Origin of the sequence: Flavobacterium sp., from assembly GCF_024710485.1 — a bacterium.
In the GTDB taxonomy this organism is placed as follows: domain Bacteria; phylum Bacteroidota; class Bacteroidia; order Flavobacteriales; family Flavobacteriaceae; genus Flavobacterium.
In genome coordinates this window covers 89568-101749 of record NZ_JANJUQ010000023.1, presented here as the reverse complement: position 1 = coordinate 101749, position 12182 = coordinate 89568, and the positions used below count along the sequence as shown (strand labels likewise).

Here is a 12182-nt window from a genome sequence, read left to right as displayed (position 1 = left end):
ATGAAAAATAAGTTTGTAAAAGCAATTTTTGCTATCGTTCTCGGAGGTGCTTTGTTCACTTCTTGTAAGCCAAAGAACTCGGGCGATGCTGTGAGTGGTGATGCCGCTCAAAAAGCCTATGTCGCTCCGGGTAAATATGACGAATTTTATAACTTCGTGTCCGGAGGTTTCAGCGGACAGTTGAGTGTTTACGGTCTGCCAAGCGGTAGATTATTCCGAGTAATTCCGGTGTTTTCCGTTGACCCTGAAAAAGGATGGGGTTACAGCGAAGAAACCAAACCGATGTTAAACACGTCCAACGGTTTTGTGCCTTGGGACGATTTACACCACACCGAACTCTCTCAAACCAATGGTGAAGTAGATGGTCGTTGGGTTTTTGGTAACGCCAACAACACCCCGCGTATCGCTCGTATCGACTTGAAAACGTTCAAAACTGCCGAAATTATCGAGTTGCCAAACAGTGGTGGTAATCACTCTTCGCCATTCATCACCGAAAATACTGAATATGTAGTAGCCGGAACTCGTTTTAGTGTACCGCCGGATTACGAAAACGGAGATGTAGCCATCAATACTTATAAAGAAAACTTCAAAGGCCACATCAGTTTTGTGAAAGTGGGCAAAGAAGGAGAAATGGACTTAGCGTTCCAAATTGTTACACCGGGTGTTAACTTCGACTTATCTCACGCCGGTAAAGGCAAATCTCACGGTTGGTTCTTCTTCTCTTGTTACAACACCGAACAAGCCAACACCTTATTAGAAGTAAATGCGTCTCAACGTGACAAAGACTTCATTATGGCGGTGAACTGGAAAAAAGCCGAAGAGTACATCAAAGCCGGAAAAGGTAAAAAACAAAGCGTAAAATACGCTCACAACAAATGGAATGAGAAAACACACACTGCCACTTCTGAAATGAAAAATGAAGTTTTAGTGTTGGATGCTGCTGCTTTAAAAGACATTTGTTACATGATTCCTTGTCCTAAATCACCTCACGGTTGTGACGTAGATCCAACAGGAGAATACATTGTAGGTTCCGGTAAATTGGCTGCCTTGATTCCGGTATTCAGTTTCGATAAATTAATGGGCGCCATCAAAAACAAACAATTCGAAGGCGATTATGGCGGAATTCCGGTAGTAAAATACGAAGCTGCTTTACATGGTGAAGTGCAAAAACCGGGCTTAGGTCCGTTACACACCGAATTCGACGGTAGAGGAAATGCTTATACCACTTTCTTCGTGTCTTCTGAAGTAGTAAAATGGGATATCAAAACTTTAAAAGTATTGGATAGAGTACCAACTTACTATTCTGTAGGTCACTTATGTATCCCTGGTGGTGACAGTAAAAAACCTTTCGGTAAATACTTAATCGCCTATAATAAAATTACCAAAGACCGCTATTTACCAACCGGTCCGGAGTTAGCACAATCCGCTCAAATATTTGACATCAGCGGCGATAAAATGCAACTCATACTCGACTTCCCGACCATCGGTGAACCGCACTATGCGCAAGCCGCTCCGGCCGATTTGATTCGAAACAACGGTCAGTTGAAATTCTATAAAATTGCAGATAACAATCACCCTTATGTAGCCAAAGGGGAAAAAGATGCTAAAGTAACGCGACAAGGAAACCAAGTACATGTGTACATGACATCCATCCGCTCTCACTTTGCACCGGATAACATTGAAGGTATTAAAGTAGGCGATGAAGTGTACTTCCACGTAACCAACTTAGAACAAGACTGGGATGTACCGCACGGATTTGCCATCAAAGGTGCCGATAACGGTGAGTTACTCATCATGCCTGGTGAAACCACTACCCTAAAATGGATTCCTAAGAAAGCCGGTATGTATCCGATGTACTGTACCGATTTCTGTAGCGCGCTACACCAAGAAATGCAAGGCTACGTGAGAGTTTCTCCGGCCGGAAGTAATGTCCCGCTCTCTTGGAGTGTGGGAACCAACTTACCGAAGGCAACCAAATAAAATTAACCAAAGGGAACAGATTTTATTTGTTCCCTTTTTTTCTCTCAATAAAATGAAAAATCCAACAATATCAGGGCTATCGAAAGTATTGCTTTTGATAACCGGGGCGTTATTTATCGGTGCACTGTTTGTACCAATGTGGCAAATCCAACTGGAAGCACCGCAATATCCCGAAGGATTAGTGCTTAGACTCCATGCCAACAAAATAGGTGGCGATGTGGAAATCATCAACGGATTAAATCACTATATCGGTATGGCCACTTTGCACACCGAAAACTTTTTCGAGTTTACCGTTTTGCCTTATGTCTTTGGAGCGTTCGGACTCATTGCTCTTATTCTGATTTTCATAGCCAAAAGAAAAGCAGTCTTACTTTTTCTAATCAGTTATGTGGTTTTTGTAATCTTAGCTGCCGTAGATTTCTACCGATGGAATTATGAGTACGGACACAACCTCGATCCTAACGCGGCCATCAGAGTGCCGGGCATGGCCTACCAACCACCGCTAATCGGTTACAAACAATTACTCAACTTTGGTGCCTACTCTATACCAGATACCGGAGGCTGGATGTTAACAGTAGCCGGAATTTTATTATTTTTAGTGGTGCTCAAAGAATATAAGTTTACTAAAAAAGCATAATATGAAAACCATTGCCCTAGCCTGTATTGCCTTACTGACTTTAATGTCCTGCGGCTCCAACGAACCAAAACCGATTAAAATAAACACTGATGCTTGCGATTTTTGCAAGATGACCATTGCTAACGGTAAATTCGGAGCCGAATTGATTACCCAAAAAGGTCGTTACTACAAGTTTGACGATTTGGCATGTATGATACAATTTGCCAAATCCAATACAGTTGTTCCTTATCAATCTTTCTTTGTAAGCGATTATTTGAAGGACAACACCTTGATTCCGGCAGAAACGGCTTTCTATATCAAAAGTGATCAACTTAATTCGCCCATGAGAGGCAATGTGGCGGGATTCTCTTCCGCTGCACCACAAGGCGAATATGCCAAAAAACTTGGAGCTCAAACCCTAACTTGGTCTGAAGTTTACAATACCTACAAATGAAAAAATTAGTCTACATCCTTTGCTTTTTTTGCCTAATCAGTAATGCCAAAACCATTACTATCGGAAAATCCTATCCGGTTAAAACCATCAAACAAGGTCTAGCTTTGGCTAACGATGGCGATACCGTGTTAGTGACTCCGGGTATTTACAAAGAAGGAACTATTCTAATTAACAAAAAAATCATTTTCCTGGGCAAAAACTTCCCAACACTTGACGGCCAAAACAAATTTGAAGTCATTTCTGTGGCCGCCGATAATGTGGTTATCAAAGGCTTCAAAATCATTAATTCGGGTTATGCGGCATTAGATGATCCTTGTGGAATTAAAGTCTATGACCGTAACTTTGTTCGCATTGAGAACAACATTCTGGACAATAACTTTTTCGGCATCTACCTCCAAAATTCCAAAAACAGCATTGTCAAAAACAACTTCATCAAAGCCTACGGTAAACAAGAACAACTCATCGGAAACGGTATTCACTGTTGGAAAAGCGAAAACCTGCAAATCATTGGCAACAAAATTTCGGGACACCGAGACGGAATTTATTTCGAATTTGTAACTAACTCCGTGATTTGGCGCAACATCTCCAACCACAACATTCGCTACGGTTTGCACTTTATGTTTTCCAACGACGATTCTTATATAACCAATGTCTTCAAAGGAAACGGAGCCGGTGTTGCCGTGATGTTTACCAAAAACGTCAAGATGTTCAATAATTATTTCGAAGAAAACTGGGGCGATTCGGCCTATGGCTTATTGCTCAAAGAGATAGCCGACAGTTATATCTTTAACAACCATTTCAAACGAAATACTTCCGGAATTTATATGGAAGGTACGTCCCGAATTAAAGTCGAAAAAAACGTTTTTGAAGCTAACGGCTGGGGCATGAAAATCCAAGCCAGTTGTATGGAAAACGAAGTGGTAAACAACAACTATGTCGGCAATACATTCGACATCAGCACCAACGGAAGTTTGGTACTCAATACCTTCAATAGCAATTACTGGGACAAATACGAAGGCTACGATTTAAACAAAGACGGCATAGGCGATGTGCCCTACCATCCGCTGAGTTTGTTTGCAGTGCTCACCGAAAGCAATCCGTCGTCGATGTTATTGTACCGAAGTTTTATGATTACCCTTTTGGACAAATCCGAAAAAGTATTACCCAGTATCACCCCTGATAATTTTGTAGACAATACGCCTTTAATGAAGTCTCTGCCGCTATGATAGATATACAAAATATAAACAAAAAATTCGGCAAATTAGCCGTATTACAAGACATTACCCTTTCGTTTCAAAAAGGACAATGCATTGCCCTAATCGGACCTAACGGTTGCGGAAAAACCACTTTAATCAAATCGATTTTAGGCATGGTCATTCCCGATAACGGTTCGATTACTTTCAACGGAAAATCAATTCTCGGTGATTATTTGTACCGAAACAACATAGGCTATATGCCACAAATTGGACGCTATCCCGACAACATGACCATCGGTCAAATCATCGAAATGATTAAAAAAGTTCGTCCTACAGCCACTAATTTAGACGAAGAATTGATTCACGCTTTCGAGCTCGAAAAAATGTTCGACAAACAAATGCGAACCCTTTCGGGCGGAACTACCCAAAAAGTAAGTGCTGTTTTAGCCTTCTTATTCAATCCCGATGTGCTGATTTTAGACGAACCTACAGCCGGTTTAGATCCGCTGGCGTCTGAGATTTTAAAAGAAAAAATCATCCGCGAAAAAGAAAAAGGCAAACTGATTCTCATCACGTCACACTTGCTTAGTGAACTCGACGACTTAATCACCGAAATCATTTTTATGCAGGAGGGCCAAGTGCATTTCCATAAAAATGTTACCGTTATTCAAGCCGAAACCAACGAAACCAGAATTTCCAAAGCCATTGCCAGCATCCTGAAAGCCAAACAAACCGAAACCCGAAACGCACCATGAACCGCATCATTAAAATCATCTTACTCGATATCCTGAAGAATAAAATTGTGTTGGCCTATACCTTGATTTTGGCCGCATTGTCTTGGAGTTCTTTTGCCTTGGAAGACAACGCTGCCAAAGGCTTACTTACCATACTCAACGTAATTTTATTCACCGTACCATTGGTTTCCATACTATTTTCCACCATTTACTTATACAACAGCTCAGAATTTATCGAACTGTTGCTGAGCCAACCCATCAAACGCCGAAAAATTTGGACCAGTTTGTTCTTGGGATTGTCACTTTCTATGGTATTAGCCTTTGTGGTCGGTGCCGGCATTCCGTTGCTGATTAATGCACCCGACAGCGTTGGACTAATGATGATTGTGGTCGGCAGTTTAATCTCGGTCATCTTTGTAGCGCTGGCCTTTTTGAGCTCGATTCTAACCCGAGACAAAGCCAAAGGCATTGGGATTGCCATCATGACTTGGTTGTTTTTTGCCTTATTATTCGACGGTATCGTGTTGTTCTTACTCTTCCAATTGGCCGATTATCCTATCGAACATGCCATGGTAGCCATGACGGCTTTAAGCCCAATCGATTTGGCGCGTATTCAAATTTTGATGCACTTGGATGTTTCTGCCATGATGGGTTATACCGGAGCCATTTTTCAGGATTTCTTCGGAACCGCAGTCGGTTTAATCGTTTCGTTTTTGCTGCTTTGTTTGTGGGCGATGGTTCCGTTTTTTATCTCACTGAAAAAATTCAACCAAAAAGATTTGTAACATGAAAACCGATATCCGAAACCGAAAAGACATCGAGAAATTGGTCAATACCTTTTACGACAAAGTAAAAACCGACGACGTTATCGGTTATTTATTCAACGATGTGGCTCAGGTGAATTGGGAAAATCACCTGCCCAAAATGTACAATTTTTGGGAAAACATTCTTTTCTTTACCGGAAATTACGAAGGCAATCCGATGGCCCGTCACAAAGAATTACACGAAAAAAGCCCGATGAACCCGACGCATTTCGGACATTGGAATAAATTATTCACTGAAACCGTAGACAAACTTTTTGAAGGTCCGAAGGCCGAAGAAATCAAAAATCGCGCGCTGAACATTTCCGCCGCCATGATGTACAAAACCCTGAGCTGATGACACATCAAATTATTTTAATCTTTCATTTACTGGCCGCGACCGTTTGGGTTGGCGGTCATCTTTTTTTAGCCATTCGCTATTTACCCGAAGCCTTGAAAAAGAAAGAGGCGAAGGTATTAATCAATTTTAAAGATAAATTCGAACCGGTAGGCTTACCGTCGTTACTAACTTTATTAATCACCGGAATTGCCATGGCGTATCATTACGATGTAACGGTTACCCATTGGTTTTCGTTTTCAGGCAGTATTGAAAAAGTAGTTTCCGCCAAATTGCTACTGCTGTTGCTTTCCGTAGGCTTGGCCATCAACGCCCAATTGTTTGTCTTCCCGAAAATCAAATCTGACAATTTACGCCCGGTGGCTTTTCAAATTATCGCCATTACCGTTATCGGAGTAGCAATGCTGGTCTTGGGAAGTTGGGTTAGAATTGGAGGTTTATAGCTTTCCCTTCTTTGTAAAAACTGCCTTTATTTTCATGACGTTTTAAAGAAAAAGCGACAATCGGTATGCTAACCTCAATACTGTTTTTCAATTCTAAAAAATCTTTGGTCACGGCGAATTCCCGTTCCATTTCCCGACACTCGTTTTTCCAAAGTTGCAATTGCTTTAAGGTGTTTTTCAAATCGATGTCGTGCCGAACAATCCCGGCATTTTGCTGCATAAGGTTTTGCAATGCTTCCCGATGCTTCGATACCCATGCGGAGGAAACGTTTTTGGCTTTTTGAGGATAATGACTCGGTATTTTCAAGGAAAATGAACTGTTTTCCGAATCCGTTTCGCCTAAATAAGTATAAATCTGATGGGCATACACCAACGCTTCTAACAACGAATTCGACGCCAAGCGATTCGCCCCATGCAAACCGGTTCGGGCACATTCACCACAAGCCAATAATCGGTTAATGGAAGTCAATCCGTTTTTATCCACCTCAACGCCGCCACACAAATAATGCTGCGTCGGAATCACCGGAATCCAAGCTGTAGCCACATCAACACCTTCCAACAAACAATTCTGATAAATCGTCGGGAAATGCTTTTTAAATTCGACTAAATCCAAATGCGTACAATCTAAATACACGCAATCGTCACCCGATTTTTTGAGTTCGGTTTCGATACTTCTGGAAACGATATCGCGCGATGCCAATTCGCCTCGATCATCATAATCCAACATAAACCGATGCCCGTCCTTTGTTTTTAAATAGGCACCAAAACCCCGAACTGCTTCAGAAATCAAAAACGTCGAAGCCGACTGCGGTGCATACAAAGCTGTTGGGTGAAACTGGATAAACTCCATATCACTAATCTTAGCTTTGGCTCGAATCGCCATGGCAATGCCGTCGCCGGTAGCTATTGTAGCATTGGTCGTTTGCTGATACACTTGTCCGATACCACCGGTCGCCAAAATGGTGAAGCGGGAAAAAATCGGCAACATGTCGTTGGTTTTTTCATCCAAAACCCAAACCCCGTGGCAGGTATTTTGGTCAGTAATCAAATCGGTGGCCAAATGAAAATCGAGGATTTCAATATTGGGTTGCTGATGGGCTTTGGCTAAAATAGCGCGCTCAATTTCACGCCCGGTTTGGTCTTTATAATGCACCACGCGCGAGTTAGAATGACCACCTTCTTTGGCTAAATCGAGCGTTCCCGTATCGTTCAAATCGAATTGCGTTCCCCATTGGATGAGTTCGGCCAAGCGCTTTGGTCCTTCTTTCACCACCATTTCTACTACTTCACGATTGCACAACCCATCGCCACATACCAAAGTATCGTGGATGTGCTTTTCAAAATCATCACTCACACCATCGATCACCACGGCAATCCCACCTTGGGCGTATTTGGTGTTTGATTCGTCTTCGTTGGATTTGGTCACAATCAATACCTTTCGCTTCGGAAAATGCTGGGCCAGTTTGATGGCAACCGTCAGTCCGGCGATGCCCGAACCTAAGATCAAATAATCGGTTTCTAACTTCATTATTTAGATAATTCAAGCATGCGTTGTATAGGCACAATGGCTTTTTCGGCCACCGCTTTCGGAACAGTTACTTCGGGCGTTTCATTGGCCAAACAATCGTATAATTTGCGAAGCGTATTGAGTTTCATGTACGCACACTCGCTGCACGCACAAGTATTGTCTTCCATAGCCGGCGCGGGAATTAAAACTTTATCGGGTACAGCTTCCTGCATTTTGTGTAAAATGCCGGCTTCGGTGGCGACGATGAATTCGGTTTTCGGACTTTGCTTTACAAATTCAATCATCCCTGAAGTGGATCCGATATAACTCGCCGTTTCTAAAATATGCGTTTCCGATTCGGGATGCGCAATAATTGCAGCATTTGGGTGTTCTTTGTGTAGCGCGATCAGTTTCTCTAAAGAAAAAGCTTCGTGTACTACACAACTGCCGTCCCAAAGCACCATTTGGCGTCCGGTTTTTTGGTTGATATAGTTTCCGAGGTTTTTATCGGGCGCAAAAATAATCGGGATGTTTTCGGGTACCGAGTTGACTATCTTTTCCGCATTGGACGACGTGCAAACCAAATGGCTCAACGCTTTGATTTCGGCGGAGCAATTCACATAAGTAATCACGATATGATTGGGATGGGCTTCGATGAATTTCTTAAAAATATCAGGCGGACAAGAATCGGCTAACGAACAACCGGCATTCAAATCAGGCAACAAAACCTTCTTCTTCGGATTCAATAATTTGGCGGTTTCGGCCATAAAATGTACGCCGGCAAACACTATCATATCGGCATTTACTTTTTCCGCTTCTTGCGACAATCCCAAACTGTCGCCCACATAATCGGCCACTTCCTGTATGTCGGGTTGCTGGTAATAATGCGCTAAAATAACCGCATGCTTCTCCTTTTTCAATCGGAGAATCTGCTCTTTTAAATTTTCCATAGGTGTATTGTAAGAAGCTACAAAATAAGGGCTGAAAAAAGCCATTTTCTATGACTTTAATCATATATCGCAACGGCCTTCAAGTCTTAATTTTGGAATTATTAAAATTAAAACACATTATTTATGAATGCTTTAGACCAAATAACTGTAGGAGAATTTGTAGCGGGTGATTTCCGAACCGCTGCGGTTTTCTCTAAATACGGCATCGATTTTTGCTGCAAAGGCAATAGAACTTTAGACGAAGTTTGCGAAAAAAAAGGACTCGATATCCATGTAGTACAAGACGAATTGAATGCCGTTTTAGAATCGAAATCGGATAACAACATCGATTTTAAATCTTGGCCAACCGACCTATTAATCGACTACATCGAAAAAACGCACCATCGTTATGTAGAAGAAAAATCGACCGCTTTATTATTCTATCTCGATAAACTATGCAAAGTACACGGCCAGCGCCATCCGGAACTGTTTGAAATCGCTTTACACTTTAAAATTTGCGCCGGAGAATTGGCCCAACACATGAAAAAAGAAGAGCTGATTTTGTTTCCGTTTGTCAAAAAGATGTTCTATGCCTTACGAGACAACACCGCCATCGAACAGCCACATTTTGGTACCGTTGACAATCCGATTACCATGATGCAACATGAGCATGAAAACGAAGGCGAACGCTTCCGTCTGATTGCCAAATTGACCAATGATTACAATCCGCCGGCCGATGCTTGTGAAACCTACCGCGTAACTTTTGCTATGCTGAAAGAATTTGAACAGGATTTACACAAGCACATCCACTTGGAAAACAATATTGTGTTCCCTAAAGCGCAGGCTATGGAAGCCAAGTTCAACCTCGCATAATTCTTACTAACCTAACCTAAAAAACCACGCTCATCATGGAAAAATATGTCATCAAAAGAAACGGAGATTATAAACCTTTTGAACCTTTTAAAATAAAGGATGCGATAGTCAAGAGCTTTACCAGCGTTTCGCTTCCGTTTGATGAGCGTGTTTTGGAAAAAGTAATGGGAACCATCGATGCCAAGGATACTTGGGCCGTTGAAGAAATTCAGGATACCATTGAAAAAATACTTTTCGAGCACCAGTATTTCACTGTGATGCGTTCGTTTATGTTGTACCGCCACACGCGAAAACTACAACGCGAACACGTGCAAGGATTGAACGACGACACAACTTATGTAGACAGCACCCAAACCATCGAAGAGTATATCGCACAAACCGATTGGCGCATTAATGCCAATGCCAACACTTCCTATTCCAATGCGGGCTTGGTGAACAATGTGGCCGGAAAAATCATTGCCAATTATTGGCTGGATAAAGTGTATGCCAAAGAAGAAGGTTACGCCCATCGCAACGGTGACATCCACATTCACGATTTGGATTGCTTAACCGGGTATTGCGCAGGTTGGAGTTTGAGGGTTTTACTCAACGACGGTTTCAACGGCGTTCGCGGTCGGGTGGAAAGCAAAGCACCTTCACATTTCCGAGAAGCCTTAGGACAAATGGCCAACTTCCTCGGAATTTTGCAAAGCGAATGGGCCGGTGCCCAAGCGTTCAGTTCGTTTGACACCTATTTAGCACCTTACGTTTTCAAAGACAATTTGTCATTTGAAGACGTACTTAAAGCCGTTCGCAGTTTTGTGTACAACCTTAATGTTCCCGCGCGTTGGGGCCAATCGCCGTTTACCAACATTACCTTAGATTGGGTTGTCCCCGCAGATTTAGCGACACAAGTCCCAACCAAAAACGACCAGCATTTATTTGAAAAAATTACAGATAAAAAAATCTTGGCACGTGCCCAAGAACGCGGCGTGGTAAGCTTAACCGAACTGCGTTACGAGCATTTTCAGGCCGAAATGAATCTGATTAACAAAGCCTATTATACGGTGATGACCGAAGGCGATGCCAACGGCCAACCGTTCACCTTCCCGATTCCGACCGTAAACATCACCGAAGATTTTGATTGGAACGGCGAAAACACCGAACTGCTGTTTGAAAACACGGCTAAAATCGGTTCTTCCTATTTCCAAAACTTTATCGGAAGTCAATATACTACAGACGAAAACGGCAACAAAATGGAAAACCCAAATGCCTACAAACCCAATGCGGTACGCAGTATGTGCTGTCGCTTGCAACTCGATTTGCGCGAATTGCTCAAACGCGGGAACGGTTTGTTTGGTAGTGCCGAAATGACCGGTAGCATTGGTGTAGTCACTATCAATATGGCTCGTTTGGGCTACTTATATGAAGGCGATAAAGAGGCGCTTTTCACCCGATTGGACGAACTGATGGTGTTGGCCAAATCGACTTTAGAGAAAAAACGACGATTCATACAGGAAATGTACGATAGAGGTTTATATCCTTACACCAAAAGGTATTTGCCGCATTTCCGCAATCATTTTTCCACCATTGGTGTCAACGGAATGAACGAAATGATTCGCAATTTCACCAATGACCAAGAAGACATTACCTCGCGTTTCGGCCATGAATTTTCGATGGAAATTTTAAACCACATCCGCAATCGCATGAAAGAATTCCAGGAAGCGACCGGAAATTTATACAACCTCGAAGCTACACCTGCGGAAGGCACTACCTATCGTTTCGCCAAAGAAGACAAAAAACGCTATCCGAACATTTTACAAGCGGGTAGCGACGACAATATTTATTACACCAACAGCTCTCAAATTCCGGTTGATTTTACCCAAGATCCGTTTGAAGCTTTATTAATGCAAGACGAATTGCAGTGCCAATACACCGGCGGCACCGTGTTGCACTTGTACATGAACGAGAGAATCAGCACTTCGGAAGCCTGTAAAAACTTTGTGAAAACCGTGCTGTCGAAATTCAAATTGCCTTACATCACCGTAACACCCGTTTTTAGTGTGTGTCCGGTGCACGGTTACCTCAACGGCGAACACGAATTTTGCCCGAAATGTGACGATGCTTTATTAGAAAAACTAAACCAAGATAACTATGAAAACCAACACTAACCTTGTTCTGGAGCAACACCAAGAACTACGCACCAAATGCCTGGTGTACACCCGTGTAATGGGCTACCATCGTCCGGTAGAAAGTTTCAACATCGGTAAAAAAGGCGAACACAAACAACGCCTGCACTTTAAAGAAAGCTGA

General features: G+C 42.5%; 13 protein-coding genes. 11 read left to right on the top strand and 2 right to left on the bottom strand.

Annotated elements, in window-relative coordinates:
• Genes nosZ through Q0M21_RS05585 form a run of 8 tightly spaced genes read left to right on the top strand, consistent with a single transcriptional unit; the run spans position 1 to position 6581 of the window.
• Complete coding sequence (gene nosZ, locus Q0M21_RS05620) at positions 1–1980, top strand: Sec-dependent nitrous-oxide reductase (protein WP_295335479.1); 1980 nt, start codon at positions 1–3, stop codon at positions 1978–1980.
• Between the two features lie 52 nt (positions 1981–2032).
• The gene (locus Q0M21_RS05615) at positions 2033–2617 is read left to right on the top strand and encodes a hypothetical protein (RefSeq protein WP_295335478.1); all 585 of its coding nucleotides are present in this window, start codon (positions 2033–2035) and stop codon (positions 2615–2617) included.
• A 1-nt stretch (position 2618) separates the two neighbouring features.
• On the top strand, positions 2619–3050 hold the full coding sequence (locus Q0M21_RS05610) for a nitrous oxide reductase accessory protein NosL (protein WP_295335476.1): 432 nt from the start codon (positions 2619–2621) through the stop codon (positions 3048–3050).
• A complete protein-coding gene (locus Q0M21_RS05605; RefSeq protein ID WP_295335475.1) occupies positions 3047–4276 on the top strand; it encodes a nitrous oxide reductase family maturation protein NosD in 1230 nt (409 codons plus the stop codon). Before Q0M21_RS05610 ends, Q0M21_RS05605 begins: the two co-directional genes overlap by 4 nt.
• Positions 4273–5001, top strand: coding sequence for an ABC transporter ATP-binding protein (locus Q0M21_RS05600; protein WP_295335474.1), 729 nt, complete (start codon positions 4273–4275; stop codon positions 4999–5001). Before Q0M21_RS05605 ends, Q0M21_RS05600 begins: the two co-directional genes overlap by 4 nt.
• Positions 4998–5765: an ABC transporter permease subunit gene (locus Q0M21_RS05595; RefSeq protein ID WP_295335472.1), complete on the top strand. Its 768-nt coding sequence runs from the start codon at positions 4998–5000 to the stop codon at positions 5763–5765. The genes Q0M21_RS05600 and Q0M21_RS05595 overlap by 4 nt, the downstream gene beginning before the upstream one ends.
• A gap of 1 nt (position 5766) precedes the next feature.
• Positions 5767–6138 carry a group III truncated hemoglobin gene (locus Q0M21_RS05590; RefSeq protein WP_290872180.1) on the top strand — a complete coding sequence of 124 codons (372 nt, stop codon included), beginning with the start codon at positions 5767–5769 and terminating at the stop codon, positions 6136–6138.
• The gene (locus Q0M21_RS05585) at positions 6135–6581 is read left to right on the top strand and encodes a copper resistance protein CopD (RefSeq protein ID WP_295335604.1); all 447 of its coding nucleotides are present in this window, start codon (positions 6135–6137) and stop codon (positions 6579–6581) included. The genes Q0M21_RS05590 and Q0M21_RS05585 overlap by 4 nt, the downstream gene beginning before the upstream one ends.
• Here Q0M21_RS05585 and nadB read toward each other — a convergent pair.
• Both nadB and nadA read right to left on the bottom strand, forming a co-directional pair.
• A complete protein-coding gene (gene nadB / locus Q0M21_RS05580) occupies positions 6562–8109 on the bottom strand; it encodes an L-aspartate oxidase (protein WP_295335470.1) in 1548 nt (515 codons plus the stop codon). The genes Q0M21_RS05585 and nadB overlap by 20 nt on opposite strands.
• Positions 8109–9083 (bottom strand): quinolinate synthase NadA, encoded by a 975-nt coding sequence (nadA, locus tag Q0M21_RS05575; RefSeq protein ID WP_295335468.1) that lies wholly within the window; start codon positions 9081–9083, stop codon positions 8109–8111. Before nadA ends, nadB begins: the two co-directional genes overlap by 1 nt.
• Before the next feature lie 78 nt (positions 9084–9161).
• Here nadA and ric point away from each other — a divergent pair, with 78 nt between their 5' ends.
• Genes ric through nrdD form a run of 3 tightly spaced genes read left to right on the top strand, consistent with a single transcriptional unit; the run spans position 9162 to position 12182 of the window.
• Positions 9162–9890: an iron-sulfur cluster repair di-iron protein gene (ric, locus tag Q0M21_RS05570; RefSeq protein WP_295335466.1), complete on the top strand. Its 729-nt coding sequence runs from the start codon at positions 9162–9164 to the stop codon at positions 9888–9890.
• A gap of 35 nt (positions 9891–9925) precedes the next feature.
• Complete coding sequence (locus Q0M21_RS05565) at positions 9926–12040, top strand: ribonucleoside triphosphate reductase (protein WP_295335464.1); 2115 nt, start codon at positions 9926–9928, stop codon at positions 12038–12040.
• Entirely contained in the window at positions 12024–12182 is a 159-nt protein-coding gene (nrdD, locus tag Q0M21_RS05560) for an anaerobic ribonucleoside-triphosphate reductase (RefSeq protein WP_290872191.1), read from the top strand. The genes Q0M21_RS05565 and nrdD overlap by 17 nt, the downstream gene beginning before the upstream one ends.